Source organism: Bradyrhizobium sp. Ghvi (assembly GCF_900115265.1).
GTDB lineage: Bacteria > Pseudomonadota > Alphaproteobacteria > Rhizobiales > Xanthobacteraceae > Bradyrhizobium.
Genome location: NZ_FOVU01000004.1, coordinates 51,714 through 73,641, shown reverse-complemented (window position 1 = coordinate 73,641; position 21,928 = coordinate 51,714). Strand labels below are relative to the sequence as shown.

The window sequence follows — 21,928 nt, the reverse complement described above, 5'->3', positions numbered from 1 at the left end:
CCCGTCATTGCGAGCGCAGCGAAGCAATCCAGAATCCCTCCGCGGAGCAAGTCTGGATTGCTTTGTCGCAAGGGCTCCTCGCAATGACGAGACTTTGCCTGAGGAGGCACCATGCCGATGCCGACACTCAAGAGCCTAGCGCTCGCACTCTTCGCGCTGACCAGCACGTCCGCGATCGCTGCCGATCCACTGCCCGGGTCCATTGCTGCATCCGGTGAGAGCATCGTTCTCAGCGTCCACGCCGAGGGCGCGCAGGTCTATGAGTGCAAGGCCGGCAGCGACGGCAAGCTCGCGTGGAGCTTTCGCGAGCCAATCGCGACCCTGCTGTCCGACGGCAAGACCGTCGGCCGTCACTATGCCGGTCCGAACTGGGAGCATGCCGACGGCAGCGCCGTGGCCGCAAAGACCGGAGGCAACGCGCCGGGCGCCACCGCGGCCGATATCCCCTGGCTGAAGCTGGAGGTCACCGCCCACCGCGGCAGCGGCGTGTTCACGCCGGTCACGACAGTCCAGCGCATCAACACCCATGGCGGCAAGCTCGATGGCGCCTGTGACAAGGCCGGCGAGTTCAGAAGCGCGCCCTACTCGGCCGAGTATGTCTTCCTGAAAAAGGGCTGACCGCTCAGCGGTCGGTACCCTCGCGCTCGGCCTGCGCGAGCTCGGCTGCCGCCAGATCGCCGCCGGTCTCTTCCAGCCGCGCCTTGGCCGTCCTGTGGACGTGCGCCGCGAGCGTCGGCATGCGCGCGATCAAGGCGTGAAAGTCCTGGGCATCGAGCACGAGAAGACGGGTCTTGCGCGTCGCCGTCACCGTGCCTGAGCGCTTGGTCTTGTGCAGCAGCGCGATCTCGCCGAAGAAGGTGCCGCCACTGAGCCGCACATGCTGGCTCGGCAGCGCGATCTCGACCTCGCCCGCGGTGATGAAATACATCGACGAGGCCGCATCGCCCCGCCGCACCAGTATCTCGCCCTGCTCGATGGTGCGCGCGCGCAAGAGCCGCATGATGTCCGCGATCTCCGCCGCCGCCAGATGCGAGAACAGCGGCACCCGCGCCAGCATGCCCCAGGTCACGACGAAGTCGCGCCGCTTCACCTCCTCTGCAAAGGCGGTCGAGATGATCGCGACCGGCAGCGCGATCATGGCAAAGCCCGAGATGATGGTGAAGACCGAGATGACCTTGCCGAGTGCCGTCACCGGGACGACGTCGCCATAACCGACGGTGCCGAGCGTCACAATCGCCCACCACATCGCCTGCGGGATGGTGCCGAGCTTGTCCGGCTGCACGTCGCGCTCGATGGCATAGAGCAGCGAGGCGAAGGTCAGGACCGCGCCAGTGAGGATGACGAGGCAGCCGATCAGCGCACGCCGCTCGGCATGCACGGCCGCGAGCAGCGAGCGCATTGCCGGCGAATAACGGATCAGCTTGAAGAACGGCAGCACGCCGAGCGCCGCCAGCGTCGCGTGCCGGCCCGTGGCCAGCACCACCGCGGCCGGCAGGAATGCCATGAGGTCGATGATGCCGAGGGCCGAGAAGAGATAGCCGAGCCGGTCGGCGAGCGCGGAGCCCTTGCGCGGCGTGTGGCCCGCCACCGTCCAGAGGCGCGCTGCATATTCCAGCGCGAACACGATCACGCAGAGGATGCTGACGAAAGAGAACAGCACGGCGAACTGCGCGTCCAGCTCCGGCACCGAGGCAAGCACCATCGCGATCACATTGAGCACGATGACCCCGATGATGATCTGGATGAATCGCGACCCGATCGAGTAAGCGAGCGGATCGTGCTCCAGCAATTCGTAGAGGCGATCCCTTAAGTGGGGATCACGAAGCCCACGTCCTCGCGGAACGAGGCGCATGGCGTTTACGCAGCTCCCATCGCTTTTTCGATCGCAGCCAGCGCGGCCGAAGCCTTGGCGCCATCGGGGCCGCCCGCCTGCGCCATGTCGGGCCGGCCGCCACCGCCCTTGCCACCGAGCGCCTCGGAGGCCACGCGCACGAGATTCACCGCGTTGAAGCGCGCGGTGAGATCGGCGGTGACGCCGACCACGACACCGGCTTTGCCGTCCTCGGTCACGCCGACAATGGCGACGACGCCGGAGCCGATCTGCTTCTTGCCGTCGTCGGCGAGGCTCTTGAGATCCTTCATCTCGATGCCCTCGACAGCGCGCGCCATCAACTTGACGCCGCCCGCCTCGCGCACGCCGGAGGCTGCACCATTGCTGCCGGCGGATGCGCCACCGCCCATCGCGAGCTTCTTGCGCGCATCCGAGAGCTCGCGCTCCAGCTTCTTGCGCTCCTCCATCAGCGCGGCGATGCGCGCCGGCACGTCGTCGAGGGAGGTGCGCAGCTCGTTCGCCGCGGTCTTCGCCAGCGCCATGGTGTCGTTGGCGTGTTTGCGCGCGTAGTTGCCGGTCAGCGCTTCGATGCGGCGCACGCCCGAGGCGACCGCGCTCTCGCTCGTCAGCGTGATCAGGCCGATGTCGCCGGTGCGGCGGACATGCGTGCCGCCGCAGAGCTCGACCGACCAGCCGAGCGCGTTGGCGCCGCGCTCGCGTGCGGTCTTGCCCATCGAGACGACGCGGACCTCGTCGCCATATTTTTCGCCGAACAGGGCGCGCGCGCCGGCCTCGCGGGCCTCGTCGACGCCCATGACGCGGGTGGTAACCTCGTCGTTCTCCAGCACCACGTCGTTGGCGATGTCCTCGACGCGGGCAAGCTCTTCCGCCGTGATCGGCTTCGGATGCACGAAGTCGAAGCGCAGACGATCCGGCGCGACCATCGAGCCGCGCTGGGCGATGTGGTCGCCGAGCACCTGGCGCAGCGCCTCATGGATGAGATGCGTCGCCGAGTGATGCGCGCGGATCGAGGAGCGCCTGGAATGATCGACCTCGAGCTGCAGCGCGGTGCCGACCTTCACTTCGCCGCTCTCGACGGTGCCGACATGCACGAAGAAATCACCGAGCTTCTTCTGGGTGTCGGTGACGCGGAACTTGATGCCGCCCTCGCCGGTGAGCACGCCGGTGTCGCCGACCTGGCCGCCCGATTCCGCGTAGAACGGCGTCTGGTTCAGCACGATCGCGCCCGTCTCGCCCGCCTTGAGGCTGACGACTTCCGCGCCTTCCTTCACCAGCGCGGACACCACGCCTTCGGCGCTCTCGGTCTCGTAGCCCAGGAATTCGGTGGCCCCGAGCTTCTCGCGCAGCGGGAACCAGATCGCCTCGGACGCCGCCTCGCCCGACCCCTTCCAGGACTCGCGCGCCTTGGCCTTCTGACGCTCCATCGCATCCGTGAACGCAGCCTGGTCGACGCCGATGCCGCGCGACTTCAGCGCGTCCTGGGTCAGGTCGAGCGGGAAGCCGTAGGTGTCGTAGAGCGTGAAGGCGACGTCGCCGTCGAACATGTCGCCCTTCTTTAAGGACGCGCTCTTCTCGTCGAGGATGGCGAGGCCGCGCGACAGCGTCTTGCGGAAGCGGGTCTCTTCCAGTCGCAGCGTTTCCTCGATCAGATTCTCCGCGCGCATCAAATCGGGATAGGCCTGGCCCATCTCGCGGACCAGAGCCCAGACCAGGCGATGCATCAACGGCTCTTTGGCGCCCAGGAGCTGCGCATGGCGCATTGCGCGGCGCATGATCCGGCGCAGCACGTAACCGCGGCCCTCGTTGGAGGGCAGCACGCCGTCCGCGACCAGGAAGGCCGAGGAACGCAGATGGTCGGCGATGACGCGGAACGAGGCAGCATTCTGCTCGGTCGGCCCGCTGCCGAGCGCGGAGGCGGTCGCATCGATCAGGTGACGGAATAGGTCGGTCTCGAACACGCTGTCGACGCCCTGCATGATGCAGGCCATGCGCTCGAGACCCATGCCGGTGTCGATCGAGGGACGCGGCAGATCAACGCGCTCCTCCTTCGTCACCTGCTCGTATTGCATGAACACGAGATTCCAGAATTCGAGGAAGCGATCGCCGTCCTCTTCCGGCGAGCCGGGAGGGCCGCCCCAGATGTGATCGCCGCGGTCGATGAAGATCTCCGAGCACGGGCCGCACGGGCCGGTGTCCCCCATCGCCCAGAAATTGTCGGAGGTCGGGATGCGGATGATGCGATCGTCGGAGAAGCCGGCGATCTTCTTCCAGAGCCCGTGCGCCTCGTCGTCGGTGTGGTAGACGGTGACGAGCAGCTTGTCCTTCTTCAACCCGAAATCCTTGGTGATGAGCTTCCAGGCCAGCTCGATCGCGCGCTCCTTGAAATAGTCGCCGAACGAGAAATTGCCGAGCATCTCGAAGAAGGTGAGATGGCGCGCGGTGTAGCCGACATTGTCGAGGTCGTTGTGCTTGCCGCCGGCGCGCACGCATTTCTGCGAGGTGGTGGCCCGCTGATAGGGCCGCTTCTCGACGCCGGTAAAAACGTTCTTGAACTGCACCATGCCGGCATTGGTGAACATCAAGGTCGGATCGTTGCGCGGCACGAGGGGCGAGGACGTCACGATCTCGTGGCCGTTCTCGGCAAAGAAGTTCAGAAAGGTCGACCTGATCTCGTTGACGCCGCTCATGTTCATCCAATCGGGTGTGCTTGGACCCGCTTCCTTGCCGTCCAAACCTGACGTTTCGGCTGATATCTGCGGGCCAAAGCGCTTTTAGACAAGGCCCGCTTCCCTGTCCAGAAACTGTGCAAGGAGATCAGAGGGTTGCCGCAGGCGCGCAGGTCCTGGTGCAAGTCCCGTTGCAATCCCGGTTGAAAGCCGCAAAGCCCGCGTTGACAGGCTTGGCTCGGCTGTGGTCTGTACCCATCTGTATCGTACGGCCACGTCGGGAGAGACCGGCACATTTGCCGGCGCCGAAGGAGCAACCGCCCCGGAAACTCTCAGGCAAAAGGACCGCGTGGCTTTGACGACATCTGGAAAGAGGCGCCGACGGGCCTAAGACCCGCTGGCACCCGCCGACGGGATAATACTCTCAGGCACAGCGACAGATGGGGCTTCGACTGGTGTCCCAGGGGAATCGTCCCCGGGGAACCGCCGAGGGCCCCGAGATGCTTGCACCCGACGACCAGACCTCCCTGAAACGTACCCCTCTTTACGACCTGCATGTGTCGCTCGGCGGCAAGATGGTGCCGTTCGCGGGCTATGACATGCCCGTGCAGTACCCCGCGGGCGTGTTGAAAGAGCACCTCCATACCCGCAGCGCAGCCGGCCTGTTCGACGTCTCCCATATGGGTCAGCTCCGTTTGCTGCCGAAATCGGGTAAGGTCGAGGACGCCGCCCGCGCGCTGGAACGGCTGGTGCCGCAGGACATCGTGGCGATTGCCCAGGGACGGCAGCGCTATGCCCAGTTCACCAATGCGGATGGCGGGATCCTCGATGATTTGATGGTCGCCAATTTCGGCGATCACCTGTTCCTGGTGGTCAACGCCGCCTGCAAGGACGCCGACGAGGCGCATCTGCGCGCCAATCTTGCGGACGCCTGCGAGATCGAATCACTCGCCGACCGCGCACTGATCGCTCTGCAGGGCCCGAAGGCGGAGACGGCGCTGGCGAAACTGTGTGCAGCGGCACCCGCCATGAAATTCATGGATGCCGGTCCGCATGAGGTTGCAGGCATCGAGTGCTTCGTCTCGCGTTCGGGCTACACCGGCGAAGATGGCTTTGAGATCTCGGTTCCCGGTGCCGATGCCGAACGCCTCACGCAGATGCTGCTGCAAAATCCCGACGTGATGCCGATCGGGCTCGGCGCCCGCGACAGCCTGCGGCTGGAAGCCGGTCTCTGCCTCTATGGCCACGACATCGACACCACGACCACGCCGGTCGAGGCCGCGCTGGAATGGTCGGTGCAGAAGAGCCGCCGCACGGGCGGTGCGCGCGCCGGCGGTTTTCCCGGCGCCGACAAGATCCTCGCTCATTTCGACCAGGGCGCATCCCGCCGCCGCGTCGGCCTGCGCGCCGAAGGCCGCGCGCCGGTGCGCGAAGGCGCGCTGCTGTTCGCGGATCAAGCCGGAGGCGAGCCGATCGGAAAGGTCAGCTCGGGCGGGTTCGGCCCGAGCCTGAATGCCCCGGTCGCGATGGGCTATGTGCCGACTGCCTTGAGTGCGCTCGGCACCAAGCTCTTTGCCGAGGTGCGCGGACAAAGGTTGCCGCTCGCGGTAGCCGCCATGCCCTTCGTGAAAAACACCTACAAACGCTGAGGATCGACAATGACCACGACGCTGTACACCTCCGACCATGAATGGCTCGCCATCGACGGCGACGTCGCCACCGTCGGCATCACCGATTATGCGCAGCAGCAGCTCGGCGACGTCGTGTTCGTCGAACTACCCAAGCTCGGGCGCGTGCTGAAGAAGGCGGAAGCCGCCGCCGTCGTGGAATCGGTCAAGGCCGCCTCCGACGTCTATGCGCCGATCTCGGGCGAAGTGCTTGCGACCAACCCCGAGCTCGCCGCCGAGCCGGCGCTGGTGAACTCGGATGCGCAAGGCAGGGCCTGGTTCTTCAAGATCAAGATTGCCGACAAGAGCGAGCTCGGCGGCCTGATGGATGAAGCCGCCTACAAGGCACACACGGCTTAAAGCGATGGAGCAAGCGATGACCGCGCACCGCAAATCCAATGGCGAGACTACCTCCTTCGTTCGCCGCCACATCGGCCCGGCGGCGCGCGATGTCGCCGCTATGCTCGATACCGTCGGCGCCAGAAGCGTCGACGCGCTGATGGCGGAGACGCTGCCCAATTCGATCCGCCAGGCCGCCCCGCTCGATCTCGGCAAGCCGCTGAGCGAGACCGAGGCGATCGCGCATATGGCCGAGCTGGCGCGCCAGAACCAGGTCTTCACCTCCCTGATCGGCCAAGGCTATTCCGGCACGATTTTGCCGGCGGTGATCCAGCGTAATATCCTGGAGAACCCGGCCTGGTACACGGCTTACACGCCTTACCAGCCCGAGATCAGCCAGGGCCGGCTGGAAGCGCTGTTCAACTTCCAGACCATGATCTGCGACCTCACCGGGCTCGACGTCGCCAACGCCTCGCTGCTCGATGAAGCCACCGCCGCGGCCGAAGCCATGGCGCTCGCCGAGCGGCATTCGCAAGTGAAGGCACAGGCCTTCTTCGTCGACAAGGACGTGCATCCGCAGACGCTTGCGGTGATGCGTACCCGTGCCGAGCCGCTGGGCTGGACCCTGGTCGTCGGCGATCCCCTCACCGACCTCGACAAGGCAGATGTGCTCGGCGCGCTGCTGCAATATCCGGGCTCTTCAGGTGCGGTGCGCGACCTCAGGCCGGTGATCGCGGCGCTGAAGATCAAGGGTGCGCTCGCGATCGTTGCCGCTGACCTCCTGGCGCTGACGCTGATCGCCTCGCCCGGCGAGCTCGGCGCCGACATCGCGATCGGATCGGCGCAGCGCTTCGGCGTGCCGATGGGTTATGGCGGACCGCACGCCGCCTACATGGCGGTGCGCGATGCGCTGAAGCGTTCGCTGCCCGGCCGTATCGTCGGCCTCTCCGTGGATAGCCGCGGCGCCCCCGCCTATCGCCTGGCGCTGCAAACCCGTGAGCAGCACATCCGGCGCGAGAAGGCGACCTCCAACATCTGCACCGCGCAGGTGCTGCTTGCCGTCATTGCCGCGATGTATGCGGTCTATCACGGCCCCGAGGGTCTCGCACAGATCGCACGCAACGTGCATCGCCGCACCGCGGTGCTCGCGAGCGGCTTGCGCAAGCTCGGCTTTGCGCCTGAGAGTGAAGCCTTTTTCGACACGATCAGCGTCGATGCCGGCGACAAGCGCGCCGAGATCATCGCGCGCGCCGCCGCCGAAAAGATCAATCTCGGCATCGGCGACACGAACTTGCGCATCGCGCTGGACGAGACCACGACGCCTGAGACTGTCGAAGCGGTCTGGCGCGCCTTCGGCGGCCAACTGTCGTATGCCGAGATCGACGCCACGACGCGCGAGGCCCTGCCGGAGGTGCTGAAGCGCACCACGGCGTTCCTCACCCATCCCGTGTTCCACGCGCATCGCTCGGAGACCGAGATGCTGCGCTACATGCGCAAGCTCTCGGATCGCGACCTCGCGCTCGACCGCGCCATGATCCCGCTGGGATCCTGCACCATGAAGCTGAACGCGACCACGGAGATGATGCCGCTGACCTGGCCGGAGTTCGGCAACCTGCATCCGTTCGTGCCGCGCGAGCAGGCCGCCGGCTATCACGCGCTGTTCGCGGGGCTCGAAAAGTGGCTGTGCGACATCACCGGCTATGACGCGATCTCGCTGCAGCCGAATTCCGGCGCGCAAGGCGAGTACGCCGGCCTGCTCGCGATCCGCGGCTATCACGCTTCTCGTGGCGAGGCGCACCGGAAAATCTGCCTGATCCCCTCCTCCGCCCACGGCACCAATCCGGCCTCGGCGGCGATGGTCGGCATGGAGGTGGTGGTGGTCGCCTGCGAAAAGAACGGCGACGTCGATGTCGACGATCTCCGCGCCAAGGCGGAGAAACATTCGAGCGATCTCGCCGCCGTGATGATCACCTATCCCTCGACGCACGGCGTGTTCGAGGAGCATATAAGCGAGATCTGCGACATCGTGCATCGCCATGGCGGCCAGGTGTATCTGGACGGCGCCAACCTCAACGCGCAGGTCGGCCTGAGCAGGCCCGGCGATTACGGCGCCGACGTCAGCCATCTCAACCTGCACAAGACCTTCTGCATCCCGCATGGCGGCGGCGGCCCCGGCATGGGCCCGATCGGCGTCAAGGCGCACCTCGCACCGTTCCTGCCAAGTCATCCTGAAAATCGTCATCCCGCAACGCAGGCCGATGCCGCGGTCGGCCCGGTCTCGGCCGCACCGTTCGGCTCGGCCTCGATCCTCACCATCTCCTACATCTACATCCTGATGATGGGCGGCGAGGGCCTGAAGCGCGCCACCGAGATCGCGATCCTCAATGCCAACTACGTCGCAGCAAGGTTGGAGCCGCACTTCCCGGTGCTCTACAAGAACGCCAGGGGGCGCGTCGCGCATGAGTGCATCGTCGATCCCCGCCCGCTGAAGACGACCTCGGGCGTCACCGTCGATGACATCGCCAAGCGCCTGATCGACTACGGCTTCCACGCCCCGACCATGAGCTTCCCGGTGCCGGGCACGCTGATGATCGAGCCGACCGAGTCGGAATCCAAGGCGGAGCTGGATCGTTTTTGCGACGCCATGATCGCGATCCGGAAAGAGATCGCCGAGGTCGAGGCCGGCCGCTTCAAGATCGACGCTTCGCCCCTGCGCCACGCCCCGCACACGGTGCATGACATCGCGGACGACGATTGGAAGCGCGCCTACACCCGCGCCGAGGGCTGCTTCCCGGCGGGCACCTCGCGCACCGACAAATATTGGTGTCCCGTGGGCCGCGTCGACAACGTCTACGGCGACCGCAACCTGGTGTGCTCCTGCCCGCCGGTGAGCGAGTACGCGCAAGCTGCGGAGTAGCTTGTAGGGTGGGGGTTAGCTGGCGGCTGCGCGAAGCGTAGTCGCCGGCGTAACCCACCACTTCTGCTTCCGCGGTGACGAACAGTGCTGGGTTACGCCGAGGAGATCCGCTTCGCGCATCTGCTCAGCTAACCCACCCTACAATCCCGCCTAAGGCGCCACCAACGATCGGCTCTCGCGATCCCACCGCCACAGCCGTTCATTGGTCAGAAGCGTGCCGCCCCACCAGCGCCTGATCGGGTTGTGACGGCGAAAATCCTCCCGGCCCTCCAGAACGGCCTTGCCAAACTCCGTCAGCGACAGCCGGCTCCGACGATAGGCGGCGTTGCGACCTCGCGCATCATGCCGGGCGAGCGTCGCCAGCTTCGGATCGAGACCCGCGACCGCCGGCATTGGGCCAGATGCCAGCCCTTCGAGCACAGGGCCGAGCTCCCATTGGTCGTACACGCGCTTGTCGAGCAGCCCGCCCGGCTGAAACAGTTCCTTGGTGCGGTTGTGCCCCTTCGCGATCAAGTCGAGAAGGCGCATTTCTGTTGCACCCAGCCCGGTGCTCGGAGACGGCAGTTCTGCCAGCAAGTCTTCCATCGCCGGCTTCAGGAATGGGTACGTGGGGAAATCCCCGCTGAGCAGAGCGACACAGAGCTCCGGCGTTGGCGCCCGGTATGCCTCCCAGGCAGCACGAGCGGCCTCGAAGTCGTCCTCCGTGACGTCGAATTCTCGCGCGGCATGATCGCGAAGCGTGGGGCCGTCCGCTCCGAGCAGATCGAAATCGACTATTCGCAGCTTTGTACGCTCGGCCGCGTATGGCTCGGAACGGAGATAGTCGAGTATCCAGATCAGCTGCAATTGGTTGCTGGGACTGGGATCAAACCACAGTTCGATCGCTTCGACACCGTAGGCTTCGCAAAACCAGACCAGTCCAAGCTCCTTGTGCGCGAGACCGCTTTGGGGCGACCGCGCAACGACATCGGACCAGCGCACCTCCCGCTCGCCCATGAAAGAGGCTCTGAAAGAGCCTCCGGTGAGATACTGTTCAAGATGGTGCGACGTAGGCAGCGGTCCGGAGACGAATCGATAGATCAGCGGGACTACCATGTCGGCGCGATCTGCGTAGGTGAGACCGACGCCGGACGAACTGGTCAAAATCACGCGCTTCATCGTGGACACGCCCATTCCAACCCAAAAAGAAACGGACACTGACGACGTCGGCAACTCAACGTCCTCAGCGCCCGCTCCTCGCGAAAACTCTTTCGCTTTTAAGGCTTATTCGTCCGCCGGCTCCTCGCCGTCGGCATCGCGCTCCGGCGTGCCGGCCAGGATCTGCTCGGCAATCAGGCCGGAGTTCTGGCGGATCGCGGTTTCGATCTTGGCGGTGATGTCGGGGTTGGCTTTCAGGAACGCTTTCGAGTTCTCGCGGCCCTGGCCGAGGCGCTGGCTGTCATAGGAGAACCAGGCGCCGGACTTCTCGACGATGCCGGCCTTGACCCCGAGATCGAGGATCTCGCCCATCTTGGAGACGCCCTCGCCGTACATGATGTCGAACTCGACCTGCTTGAAGGGCGGCGCCAGCTTGTTCTTCACCACCTTCACACGGGTCGTATTGCCGACCACTTCGTCGCGCTCCTTGATCGCGCCGATGCGGCGGATGTCGAGGCGGACCGAGGCGTAGAACTTCAGCGCGTTGCCGCCGGTCGTGGTTTCGGGAGAGCCGTACATCACACCGATCTTCATGCGGATCTGGTTGATGAAGATCACCATGGTGTTGGACTTGTTGATCGAGGCCGTGAGCTTGCGCAGCGCCTGGCTCATCAGACGAGCCTGCAGGCCCGGCAGCGCATCGCCCATCTCGCCTTCGAGCTCGGCCTTCGGCACCAGCGCCGCGACCGAATCGACCACCAGCACGTCCACCGCACCCGAGCGCACCAGCGTGTCGCAAATTTCCAACGCCTGCTCGCCGGTGTCGGGCTGGGAGATCAAGAGCTCGTCGATGTTGACGCCGAGCTTGCGGGCATAGACCGGGTCGAGCGCGTGCTCGGCGTCGATGAAGGCGCAGATGCCGCCCTTCTTCTGGGCCTCCGCCACCGTGTGCAGCGCCAATGTCGTCTTGCCCGAGGATTCCGGCCCGTAGATCTCGACGATGCGGCCCTTGGGCAGGCCACCGATGCCGAGCGCGATATCGAGCCCGAGCGAGCCTGACGATACCGCCTCGATGTCCATCGAGCGGTCGTTCTTGCCGAGCTTCATCACCGAGCCCTTGCCGAACTGGCGCTCGATCTGGGAGAGCGCGGCAGCCAGAGCTTTACTCTTGTCCATGGAAGATCCTTCGACGATACGCAGGGCAGTGGTGGACATTGGGTCGTGCTCCTTATGGCGAGGATTCGCGTGTGGGACAAACGATTGGCGCGGCGGGTCGTCGATATCTGCAATGTACCCCATTTGTTCTAGGTTCGCAATATGTTCTTTGGGGATTTTGGGTACTGTCCGTATTTACCCCTCAGTATCCTAAGCCGGTGGGGACTAATTACGACCGAAGGGGGCGCTGGTATGCCTTAGTTCCGTGTCCCTCAGTTCCCATGTCAGCAACTCCTCTAGAGAGGAGTGCCTGATGCTACGTCTTCGTCTCCGGTAAAACCCCGCATGTGGGATAACCACGGCTCCCCCGGAATGGACCAGCGCGGGACCGAAGTGGAGCTGAAGCAAAAATTTTTTGCGCGTCCCAATTCCCCTCTGCGGGTACGAAAAAGCCCCAGCTCGCAGGGTTGGGGGCGATGAGCTGGGGCCATTCGACTTGGGGTCTTGCCCTTGGGGAAGAGCATCGGGAAAACGTGGTAACCCAGCAGTCGTTCCCGTCAGTGTCCTAATCTGTTTTTGCGGGTGTCCTAATTAGGACAGCACCGGATTTTGTGCCGCCCTACCCCCAAAGGAGGCGCGCTTCACGCTACCAAAGCGTATTTTTGATTCCCGACCGGGCAAGCCAAGCGCTTCCGCAAATCCTCGATCGCGCTGGCGGTTCTCTGCCGTGTCGGTGGCGCTTGCAGCCCTTCTCACGCTGCACGGGTACGTCGCTCCGACCAAGAATCAGCCCGCTTCAACCGGCCGAGGCCGGGCGCTTCGCATCCCGAGGATCAGCAGCATCAGAGGCGCCAGGGGACCGACCACGACCGCAATCCAGAACCACGCCCTCGATGACCTGCTGCGCTCACGCGCCATCGCGCCTGCGAGCGGAATCGATCCAATCGAGATGATGACGAAAAGCCAGAAACCCATGGCCATCTCCGGGGCGATGCGGCACGATAGCACGAAAGCAACCGGCGGCCCTGCCCTCCGCAAGATGTGACGCGGTGTCGGCTTTGCGAAGCCGATGCGCATCAACGACGGCGGAGCCGCGCTGCCGTCATGTTTTCGCAATGCTTCGGCACAGAACTTTTCTGCGGCTGCCTGCTTTCCCTTGGGATGACCCGCCGCAATGGGGGATCCGATCATGACGGACAACACGCACCAGGATGCCGGCAGGCGCAAATCCCTGCGCGAGGCGGCGCTCGAGGAGATGGCGAAGTTCGAGCGCAAGGAGAACGAGTTCCGCAAGAAGGATCGCGCCGAGCGCGCCGCCGATCTCCGTCTACCGCTGGACGCGATCAAGGTGCACTGACAAGACGCCGGCCGGAACAGGCTGCTGCCTCCGTGCATGAGGTCGTGTTGACGCGCTTTGGCGCCTCCTGCCCGCGGCTGCCGCTACATCAGCGCCAGCAGCACGATGCCGATCACCAGCACCACGAAGCCAGCCGCCGTCGCGGCGGCGAATGACCGCTCTACCTTGTCCATGATGCCACCCCGCTCTCGGCGCGCCACGTATCCCCCATGGCTCGCCGTGTGCGCAAAGTGTCGCGAACGGATGTGTCTGAAATTGTGCGGCTGGATGTCTGAATTGGGACGTGAGCGCGGATCTGAACGCCTCCGCAAGCCCCGCACAAGCTTGCGTGCTCTCGCGGGGTGTTTTCTGTTCGTTGCTGCCGGACGATGGAGTTGCCGAACCACGGGATTCGACCAGCGATCAGATCCGCACCCACTTTGTCAGGCTGTCGTAAGCTGAACGGGCTACGGTCATGCGGCTATGGTGTTGCAGCCCAGCACCTCAGCCTCCAATAACCTTCTGCCCCGCCCGGCTCTCTCCCGAGTGGGGCTTTTTTCTTGAGCGTGCTCTCTCACTGCGTGAGGAGGGAACTCCGTGGTTCTCCGGACAAGAACAGAGTTCCTGACCTATTTCGCCGGCGGCAATCTTACGGGTTCCATTGCGTAAAATGGGCGCACCATCGGTTCCATCTTTCGGAATCCGAGTTCGCTTGTTTCGAACTGCGCGCACTTGCCGAATTCCGGTGAACTATCCTTGACTTAACCGCATTTTTTGCTTGTCGATGGAATATTTCGGCGGCCAACATGTTACTCGCCATGGCAAGTGAATCGTGGAGGTGGCCATGAATCACAGGGGCGTTGAGTTCACGGTCGCAAAGACGGCGATCCCGGGGGTCTGGCAATGGCAGTTCCGGATCGGCGACGAGATCAAGACCGGCAAGACCGAGACGAAGATCGACCTTTTGGCCATTCGTCGCGTGCAGCTGCGTATCGATCGGGAGTTGAAGGCGATCGGTCGCAAGACCGCCTGAAGCGCCGGGTTGAAAGGCCGGACCGGGGCTAGTCGGCGCTCGGTAGCCGCCGCATGGTGAATTCGATGTCACCGCCGGGCAGTTCGCGCCAGGTCTCGACTTCGCTCATGTAGCCGGCCTTGGGATAGCGCGCGAAGAAGGCCTGCGCCCTTGCCCGTGCCTCCGCGCGTGGCAGGGTGAAGCTTTCGCGCAGATAACCGTCAGCGGGCGTGTTGGCCGCCCCGACGGCTTGCTTGCGCCGACGCGCCATCCGCTCGGCGAGGTCCCGGGGGCGATCCACCATGTTTCCTCACTCCTCAACGCAACACTTGAGGAGAATGTAGGATCCAGTCCCGGCAAAGGGGAGTCCTGCCGAAGGCGTCACCCCCTCCGCGAAGAGCGTCAGTTCGCGGCTGTGCTGGCCTTGGGCTTCTTGGGCGCGCTGCTTGCGGCCGCCTTCGGCGCGGGCTGCTTCGGCGGATCGGCGCGCATGCCGCCCCAGGGATCATTGGCGGTTTTGGCGTCCGGAATCTTCTTCAGCGTTTCCTTGTAGGCCTTCTCGCGCGCGGCATCGGCGGCCTTCTCGTCTTCGGTCTTGGCCGGCCCATCCGCCATGAGATTGATATGGGGCGACTCCTGCGCGATAGCCGGTCCGGCCAGCACCGCCAACACCGCCACCATACGGAAAAGCTTCATCACTCACTCCTTCGATCATCGATAAAGGTGGGCGGATTCGGCCCCTGTCCACTTCACGGCTCCGAGCGCCGCTGCAATCCGCTAGAGCCGATCCGATCTGCACGATTTCGGCCCATGGAGCCAATCGTCCCAGATCGGTCCGCACCTGGTGCAGCCATTCAGTGCCAGACCGAGCACGGCCAGGCAAAATATCAGGACACATCGACGCAACATCGTCCACCCGCTCCCCAAGCGTGGCATCATATCGGGCCAAGTCAGGCATTTTCAAGCCGCAGCCCCCGTGACTTTGCCGCGCCCAAGCAGGGCAGAATGAGCGAAACACCCTGCAACACAGGAGGAAACGACAGCAATGCCATCGCAGCCAGACATCGAATTCGGTATCACTGAGGCCAGACGGGTCCTCGGCGAGGTCTTTGCGCCCTGGATCCAGGATCTCAACCTCTCCATCGAGCGCATCGAATACACCCCGCCTCCCGAGGCACAGGACTGGCAGCCGGGCGCGCTGATCCGCATGCCGTTCTCGGAGCGGCTGTGCCGCAACGGCGGCGTGGTTTGCGGCCAGGCGCTGATGGCGCTGGCCGACACCGCGATGGTGATCGCGAACCTCGCCGCCAATCGCGGCTATCGTCCGATGACGACGGTGGACCAGACCACGCATTTCATGCGCGCGGTCTTCTCGTCGGACGTGCTGGCGGATGCGCGCGTGGTCCGGCTCGGGCGCACCATGAGCTTCGGCCGCGTCACCCTGCTCTCCGCCGCCGACAACAAGCAGGTGGCGATGGTCTCGAGTGCGTTCGCGATGTTGCCGGGTTGAGCAACATCCCATAGAGAGCCGCATGAGCGCATAGCGCTCGGCGGCTCTCGATGACAGCGAAGCGAGACCTAGACTAGAAGCGAAAGCGTGTGCTTCGGCGGAATCTCCAAGGGCGCGTAACGCCATGAAGGAAAGGCTTGCAGGATAAACTCCGCGGAAGTGACTTGCCGCTTCAACGTCGTGAACAAAGTCTGAAGCGCCGTGCAAGTAGCGCCAGTATTGAGTTTAGTTCTACGTAATTTCCATGCGCTAATTCTCACTCTCCATTATGGATTAACGGCCATGATCGAGAAGCGTTCAACGCAACGACACCGGGTCTTCAAGGGTGGCACGATCTCCTTTGAAAATAGAGGGATTGCGTGCACGGTGCGAAACATATCGGAAGGCGGCGCGGCGATCGACCTCGACGCTCCCCTCGCACTTCCGCAATCGTTCACCCTGTCGATCGCGCATGACAATTTCGTGCGAAATTGCCGCGCCATCTGGCGCAGCGAGCGGCGCATCGGCCTCGCCTTTGTGCAATGAGGCGAGCCATGTGAACGACTGTTCGCATCGCGTCTACAGCACTGTGATGATTGCGTCGCGGACTCGGTCGGAGTGCGCGCCAGCCATGGTGCTTCCTTGGGCGCTGGAATGCGCATTCCCCGATGACCAGAATCCTCGTGAGCGCAATCCCCTCATCTGGGGGTAGAAGCCAGTTCGCAACCCCGTCATTGCAAATGCGGCAGGTCGGCCGCCTCAGCAAATGTTGATCGGGCGGGACTTTATCCTGCCGAATTCGAGCCTATGTGGTGGCCCGCGGGGGACCTTCACGAATGTTGCGAATTGTTGCTTCAATGGCGATGCTCGCCGGCACGCTCGCGCTCGGCGGGTGCGGGTTCGCCGACAGCCGCGCGCCGGTGCCCGACTTCATGCGCCTCAAGGAAGCCGAGCAGCCGCCTCCCGAACCGCCGCCGGACGTCAAGCGCGTGGTCCGCGAGCAGATCGACGTGGTCTTCCTCAACACCTCCTATCCGCGCGAGGTGCAAGTCGCGCTGCCCCATCACGAGGTCCGCGGACAGGGCTGGACCGCCTGCGTCCGCGCCCAGCTCACCTCGGCCACCGGCTCGGCGCTGGGCACCCAGACCTACATCGTGACGATATCAGGCGGAAAGGTCGTCGATCGACGGCGCGCGGAAGCCGACGATATCTGCGGCTCGGAAGCCTACGAGCCGATCTAGCGATGCGGCCATCAAGTTCCGGGAAAAACCTGTAAGTCCGCCGGAACGATCGTCGCCTCCCATTCTTGTTACCGCCGAGGGCAGTTTCCGAGGAGGACAGGATGAGGACGTTCACGATTGCAGTGCTGGCCGGTGTGGGGGCTCTCGCTGCGACGAGCGGCGCGAAGGCCGCTGATCTCTACACGACCAACGAATATACCAGCCCCGATCTCATTCAGCAGGTCCGGCTCGTCTGCGATGACGCCGGCAATTGCTATCGCACCCACCGAGGCGCGCGCGTGATCGTGCGCGACTCCTATGCGAGGATGCCGCGCGAACGTTATTACGAGCGCCGTACCTATCGCGATTGGGACGATGGTCCGCGCGCCGGTGTCGGCATTCGCGCGCCCGGCGTGAGTGTGGGCGTCGGCGTCGACGACGACCGCTGGTAAATGAACCTCACAGTGTGACCGACGGGACCGGACGAGAAAGCTCGTCCGGTCCCGTTTGCCTGGCCCGATTGATCAAACAGCGACCAACTGCTGCTGGAACTGCTCATATGCCGCGATCGCATCCGCGGCGTACATCAGCGACGGGCCACCGCCCATGTAGACGGCCACGCCGAGCGCTTCCTCGACCTCTTCGCGCGTCGCCGCCAGCTTGACGAGCGCTTCGGTGTGAAATCCGATACAGCCGTCGCAATGCGCGGCGACCCCAAGCGCGAGCGCAATCAGCTCCTTGGTTTTCTTGTCGAGCGCGCCGTCGCGCGTGGCCGCCTGGGCGAGCGCAGAAAATCCCTTCATCGTGTCAGGAATATCGTTGCGCAGCTTCTTCAGGTTGGCAGAAATATTCCTGGTCATGTCGACGTAGTTCTTGTCCATCGGACCCTCGCTAGCTGGATTTGGCTGTGGTCGAAGTCGCCTCGGGCGGTGCGCGCAAGGCGATATAGATCGCGGGAATCACCAGCACCGTCAGTAGCGTCGACGACGCAAGCCCGAACAGAAGCGAGATCGCCAATCCCTGAAAGATCGGATCGAGCAGGATGGTCGCGGCGCCGATCATGGCCGCAAGCGCGGTGAGAAGGATCGGCTTGAAGCGAACTGCGCCAGCCTGCAACACCACCTCGCGAAGCGACTTGCCGTCTCCGCCACTGTGCCGGATGAAGTCGACCAGCAGGATCGAGTTGCGCACGATGATTCCGGCGAGCGCGATGAAGCCGATCATCGAGGTCGCGGTGAACGGCGCGCCCAACAGCCAGTGCCCGATCAGAATGCCGATCAGCGTGAGTGGAATTGGCGTCAGGATGACGAGCGGCAGACGGAAGCTCCTGAACTGGGCGACCACCAGCACGTAGATGCCGAGGATTGCGGCACCGAAAGCTGCGCCCATGTCACGGAAGGTCACCCAGGTAATTTCCCATTCGCCGTCCCACAGCAGCGTGGGACGCGACTCGTCCGACGGTTGGCCGTGCAGGTTGATCGCAGGCTTCGGCAGCCTGCCCCAGTCATGGGCGTCCACCCGATCGGCGACCGCGAGCATGCCGTAGAGCGGAGCCTCGAAGCGCCCGGCGAGCTCGGCCATCACCATATCGGCAAAGCGGCCGTCACGGCGGAAGATCGTCGGCGAGCCCTCTTCCATTGCCGCCTTCACGACCTGTCCGAGTTCGACCACCGTCTTGCTGCCGGGCAAGGTATTGGCCGGCACGGGCGTAGAGGCCAGCGCCTCGTCCCAAACCAAATCGCGCTTTCCGAGATGCACTGCGATCTCGATCGGATTGCGATCCTCGCCACGATGCGAATAGCCGATCGAGATGCCGCCGAACAGCGCCTGGATGGTGTCGTAGACGTCGCGTTGCTCGACGCCGAAAAATTCAAGCCGGTCCTGATCGATCGAGAGCCGCAGGCGGGGCCGCTTCTCGCCGATGGAATCGTCGACGTCGACGATGAAAGGCACCTCCGCGAAGATCTTCTTGAGTTCGGCCGTGACAGCGCGGCGCGTGGCCGCATCGGGACCGTAGATTTCGGCGAGCAGCGTCGAGAGCACCGGCGGCCCGGGCGGCACTTCGACCACCTTGATGCTGGTGCCATTGGGCGGATCGAGCGCCTTCAGCTTCTCGCGCAGCTCGAGCGCGATCTCATGGCTGGCGCGCTTACGCTCGCCGCGGGAAGCCAGGTTGACCTGCACCTCGCCGAGTTCGGGCCGCTCACGCAAGTAATAGTGCCGCACCAGGCCGTTGAAATTGAAGGGCGCCGGTGTGCCGGCATAGGATTGCAGCGAGGTGACCTCCGGCAGTTGTCGCGCGAGCTCGGCCGCGCCGAACAGCACGCGCTCGGTCGCTTCCAGGCTCGCTCCTTCCGGCAGATCGACGACCACCGCGATCTCGGACTTATTGTCGAACGGCAAAAGCTTCACCGTCACCGACTTGGTCGCAAACAGCGTCATCGACAGCAGCGTCGCGATGCCGACACCGAGCAGGAATATCCAGGCCGATCGCTTGCTCCGCACGATCGGCGCGGCGAAGCGCCGGTAGATCCGGCCGAGCCGGCCCTCATCGTGCGCTGCATGGGCGGCCGCATTGTCGCCTTTGGGCGCGAGCTTGAGCATCAGCCATGGAGCCACCACCATCGCGACAAAGAACGAGAACAGCATGGCTGCCGACGCATTGGCCGGAATCGGCGCCATATAAGGACCCATCAGGCCCGACACGAACAGCATCGGCAATAGCGCGGCGACCACCGTCAGCGTCGCGACGATGGTCGGGTTGCCGACTTCCGCAACCGCCTCGATGGTCGCCTGCAGGCGCGGCCGACCATCGCGCATGGCCCAGTGCCGCGCGATGTTCTCGACCACCACGATGGCATCGTCGACGAGAATGCCGATCGAGAAGATCAGCGCGAACAGGCTGACGCGGTTGATGGTGTAACCCATCAGGTTGGCGGCGAACATCGTCAGCAGGATCGTCGTGGGGATCACGACGAAAGTCACCAGTGCCTCGCGCCAGCCGATTGCGATCGCGATCAGGACGACGATCGAGATCGTCGCGAGGGCGAGGTGAAACAACAGCTCGTTGGCCTTCTCGTCGGCCGTCTCACCATAATCGCGCGTCACCGTCACCTGGACGTCGTCCGGGATCAGGCGGGACTTCAGTCCTTCGAGACGTTTGGCAATGTTTTCCGATACGACAACCGCATTGGCACCGGCGCGTTTGGCCAGGGCCAGGCTGACTGCTGGCGTTCGTGCCCACTGTCCTCCGGCGTCGTGCGTATCCGTCCAGACCCGATGCTCGATGGTGCTCGGCCCGACGACGACGGAGGCGACGTCCTTGACGTAGACCGGGCGGCCGTCGCGGGTCGTGATGAGCAGCAATCCGATGTCCGGGATGCCCGACAGCGTTTGGCCGGCCGCGACGTTCCGCACGAGACCGGCATCGCGCACCTGCCCCGCCAGGAACGAGCGGTTGGCATCCTTCACCTTGGCCACGAGTTGCTGCAGCGTGATTCCGAACAGCGACAGCTTCTCCGGATCTGGCTCGACCCGGATCTGCTGCGCCGCGCCGCCGGAAATGTAGGTCAGGCCGATATCGTCGACCTTCATCAGCTCGGCGCGCAGCTTGTCGGCGAGCTCGTAGAGATCCTTGTCGGTCCAGCGGCTGGCCGCTTCGGGCTTGGGCGAGAGCGTCAGCACCGTCACCGCGACGTCATTGATGCCCCGGCCGACGATCAGCGGCTCGGGGATGCCGACGGGAATGCGATCGAGGTTGGCGCGGATCTTCTCGTGCACCCGAAGGATAGCGTCCTCGAACTTGGTGCCGACCAGGAAGCGCGCGGTGACCATCACGCGATCGTCCTCGGTCTGGCTGTAGACGTGCTCGACGCCATCGATGCCCTTGACGATCGATTCCAGCGGCTTCGTCACTAGCTCGACCGCGTCCGGTCCGCGCAAACCGTCGGCCGTGATGCGGATATCCACCATGGGAACGCTGATCTGGGGCTCCTCTTCGCGCGGGATCACCACCACGGCGATCAACCCGACGACGAGCGCCGCAAGCAGGAAGAGCGGCGTCAGCGGAGATGCGATGGTCGACCTCGTCAACCGACCCGACAGTCCGAGATTCACGGCCGCACCAATTGGTCGCCGGCTGAAATGCCGGACAGGATCTCAAGTCCGTCGGGAAGCGTCGGCGTCGGCAGGTCGCGGCCGCGCTGCACCGGGACGTCGATGGTTCCGGCGTCCTTCTGAAGCCGAACGTAATCGATGCCGAACCGGGTCGTCACGTAGCCCGACGGCACAATGAAGGCCGACCGCGTGCCACCGGAGATCCAGACCCGCAAGCGGTCACCGACGTAGTACTCGCCGAGCCCGTCGACGGTCGCGTCCGCGATGACGCGGCCCTCCTCGATCTGCGGATAGACGAGGTCGATGACGCCCGATTTGGCGCCTTCGCCGACGAACTCCGCGCCGTCAATTCGAATCTTGTCGCCCGCCTTGAGGAAGCGCGCATGCCGCTCCGGCACGCGGAGCCGCAGTTTGAAATTCTGCTGGGCGACGGTGACGATGGGATCGCCCGCGAGCACGACGGAGCCAACGGTGATGAGCCTCTTCAGCACGCGACCATCGGCCGGCGCGAGCACTTGCCCCTGATTGAGCTGCTCGTTGATGACAGCACGTTCTGCCGTTTTGGCACGCAAGCCGTTTTCCGCGACGTTCAGCGCCGTGCGCTGCTCGTCGAGCTTGATCCGTGGCAGGATACCGCGCTCGACCAGACCTTCGGTCCTGTTAAAGTCGAGCTGCGCCTGGTTCGCCTGTGCCTGCAGCGCTTCGATCTGCGCATCGAGCGATTTCATCTGCAGCACGAGCTTTTCGTCACCGATGGTCGCGATCGCCTGGCCGGCGGCGACGCGATCCCCTTCCCTGACCTTGAGCTGAGCCACGGTGCCGCCGATGCGCCCGCGCGCCGGCACGACGCTGATGCTTTCGACGGTGGCGAATACCGCCTTTTCGTCTGCGATCGATTGCGGCGCGACGACGAGCGTTTCGGCCGCCGTCGCCGGTGTTCCAGACAGGCCGATGGTCGCGAAGGCGGCCAGCAAGCCCACATATCCTGCCATACATCGCATGGGACAATTCCGTTTCGTCAT

20 protein-coding genes and 1 riboswitch are annotated in these 21,928 nt (G+C 64.3%); of the genes, 10 read left to right on the top strand and 10 right to left on the bottom strand.

Features of this window, described 5'->3' with window-relative positions:
* Positions 1-117 precede the first annotated feature (117 nt).
* Positions 118-618, top strand: coding sequence for a DUF3455 domain-containing protein (locus tag BM374_RS15690; RefSeq protein WP_092294914.1), 501 nt, complete (start codon positions 118-120; stop codon positions 616-618).
* A gap of 4 nt (positions 619-622) precedes the next feature.
* On the opposite strand, the gene BM374_RS15685 is transcribed toward BM374_RS15690, so the two are convergent.
* The gene (locus BM374_RS15685; protein WP_092293679.1) at positions 623-1,852 is read right to left on the bottom strand and encodes a cyclic nucleotide-gated ion channel; all 1,230 of its coding nucleotides are present in this window, start codon (positions 1,850-1,852) and stop codon (positions 623-625) included.
* Between the two features lie 5 nt (positions 1,853-1,857).
* Complete coding sequence (gene alaS, locus BM374_RS15680) at positions 1,858-4,539, bottom strand: alanine--tRNA ligase (RefSeq protein WP_177248336.1); 2,682 nt, start codon at positions 4,537-4,539, stop codon at positions 1,858-1,860.
* Positions 4,540-4,786: 247 nt separating this feature from the next.
* Positions 4,787-4,875: riboswitch (glycine riboswitch) on the top strand.
* Between the two features lie 143 nt (positions 4,876-5,018).
* Here alaS and gcvT point away from each other — a divergent pair.
* Genes gcvT through gcvP form a run of 3 tightly spaced genes read left to right on the top strand, consistent with a single transcriptional unit; the run spans position 5,019 to position 9,441 of the window.
* Positions 5,019-6,167, top strand: coding sequence for a glycine cleavage system aminomethyltransferase GcvT (gene gcvT / locus BM374_RS15675; protein ID WP_092293675.1), 1,149 nt, complete (start codon positions 5,019-5,021; stop codon positions 6,165-6,167).
* A gap of 9 nt (positions 6,168-6,176) precedes the next feature.
* Positions 6,177-6,545 carry a glycine cleavage system protein GcvH gene (gcvH, locus tag BM374_RS15670; RefSeq protein ID WP_092293673.1) on the top strand — a complete coding sequence of 123 codons (369 nt, stop codon included), beginning with the start codon at positions 6,177-6,179 and terminating at the stop codon, positions 6,543-6,545.
* A gap of 16 nt (positions 6,546-6,561) precedes the next feature.
* A complete protein-coding gene (gene gcvP / locus BM374_RS15665) occupies positions 6,562-9,441 on the top strand; it encodes an aminomethyl-transferring glycine dehydrogenase (protein ID WP_092294912.1) in 2,880 nt (959 codons plus the stop codon).
* Positions 9,442-9,591: 150 nt separating this feature from the next.
* On the opposite strand, the gene BM374_RS15660 is transcribed toward gcvP, so the two are convergent.
* The 3 genes from BM374_RS15660 to BM374_RS37895 form a co-directional block, all read right to left on the bottom strand.
* Positions 9,592-10,599 carry a hypothetical protein gene (locus tag BM374_RS15660; protein WP_177248335.1) on the bottom strand — a complete coding sequence of 336 codons (1,008 nt, stop codon included), beginning with the start codon at positions 10,597-10,599 and terminating at the stop codon, positions 9,592-9,594.
* A gap of 105 nt (positions 10,600-10,704) precedes the next feature.
* The gene (gene recA, locus BM374_RS15655) at positions 10,705-11,793 is read right to left on the bottom strand and encodes a recombinase RecA (RefSeq protein WP_092293669.1); all 1,089 of its coding nucleotides are present in this window, start codon (positions 11,791-11,793) and stop codon (positions 10,705-10,707) included.
* 726 nt (positions 11,794-12,519) lie between these two features.
* Positions 12,520-12,708: a hypothetical protein gene (locus tag BM374_RS37895; RefSeq protein WP_143270197.1), complete on the bottom strand. Its 189-nt coding sequence runs from the start codon at positions 12,706-12,708 to the stop codon at positions 12,520-12,522.
* 214 nt (positions 12,709-12,922) lie between these two features.
* Between BM374_RS37895 and BM374_RS38585 the strand changes: the two genes are divergently transcribed.
* Positions 12,923-13,090, top strand: a complete 168-nt coding sequence (locus tag BM374_RS38585; protein ID WP_092293665.1) for a hypothetical protein — start codon at positions 12,923-12,925, stop codon at positions 13,088-13,090.
* Positions 13,091-13,913: 823 nt separating this feature from the next.
* Entirely contained in the window at positions 13,914-14,102 is a 189-nt protein-coding gene (locus BM374_RS15640) for a hypothetical protein (protein WP_092293663.1), read from the top strand.
* Positions 14,103-14,130: 28 nt separating this feature from the next.
* Here the strand turns inward: BM374_RS15640 and BM374_RS15635 are convergent, their stop codons facing one another.
* The gene (locus BM374_RS15635; RefSeq protein WP_092293661.1) at positions 14,131-14,385 is read right to left on the bottom strand and encodes a hypothetical protein; all 255 of its coding nucleotides are present in this window, start codon (positions 14,383-14,385) and stop codon (positions 14,131-14,133) included.
* A 98-nt stretch (positions 14,386-14,483) separates the two neighbouring features.
* Positions 14,484-14,777: a hypothetical protein gene (locus BM374_RS15630; protein WP_092293659.1), complete on the bottom strand. Its 294-nt coding sequence runs from the start codon at positions 14,775-14,777 to the stop codon at positions 14,484-14,486.
* 349 nt (positions 14,778-15,126) lie between these two features.
* On the opposite strand from BM374_RS15630, the gene BM374_RS15620 reads away from it, so the two are divergent.
* The 4 genes from BM374_RS15620 (at position 15,127) to BM374_RS15605 (ending at position 17,242) form a co-directional block, all read left to right on the top strand.
* Positions 15,127-15,591: a PaaI family thioesterase gene (locus tag BM374_RS15620; protein WP_092293655.1), complete on the top strand. Its 465-nt coding sequence runs from the start codon at positions 15,127-15,129 to the stop codon at positions 15,589-15,591.
* Positions 15,592-15,873: 282 nt separating this feature from the next.
* The gene (locus BM374_RS15615) at positions 15,874-16,116 is read left to right on the top strand and encodes a PilZ domain-containing protein (protein WP_092293653.1); all 243 of its coding nucleotides are present in this window, start codon (positions 15,874-15,876) and stop codon (positions 16,114-16,116) included.
* Between the two features lie 290 nt (positions 16,117-16,406).
* A complete protein-coding gene (locus BM374_RS15610; RefSeq protein ID WP_092293651.1) occupies positions 16,407-16,811 on the top strand; it encodes a hypothetical protein in 405 nt (134 codons plus the stop codon).
* Between the two features lie 101 nt (positions 16,812-16,912).
* Positions 16,913-17,242, top strand: coding sequence for a hypothetical protein (locus BM374_RS15605; protein WP_092293649.1), 330 nt, complete (start codon positions 16,913-16,915; stop codon positions 17,240-17,242).
* 72 nt (positions 17,243-17,314) lie between these two features.
* On the opposite strand, the gene BM374_RS15600 is transcribed toward BM374_RS15605, so the two are convergent.
* From BM374_RS15600 to BM374_RS15590, 3 genes are read right to left on the bottom strand one after another with little or no spacing between them, the layout of a single operon-like run.
* Positions 17,315-17,671, bottom strand: coding sequence for a carboxymuconolactone decarboxylase family protein (locus tag BM374_RS15600; protein WP_092293646.1), 357 nt, complete (start codon positions 17,669-17,671; stop codon positions 17,315-17,317).
* A 10-nt stretch (positions 17,672-17,681) separates the two neighbouring features.
* Positions 17,682-20,906 carry an efflux RND transporter permease subunit gene (locus tag BM374_RS15595; protein WP_092293644.1) on the bottom strand — a complete coding sequence of 1,075 codons (3,225 nt, stop codon included), beginning with the start codon at positions 20,904-20,906 and terminating at the stop codon, positions 17,682-17,684.
* On the bottom strand, positions 20,903-21,898 hold the full coding sequence (locus BM374_RS15590; RefSeq protein ID WP_244552631.1) for an efflux RND transporter periplasmic adaptor subunit: 996 nt from the start codon (positions 21,896-21,898) through the stop codon (positions 20,903-20,905). Before BM374_RS15590 ends, BM374_RS15595 begins: the two co-directional genes overlap by 4 nt.
* Between the last annotated feature and the right edge of the window lie 30 nt (positions 21,899-21,928).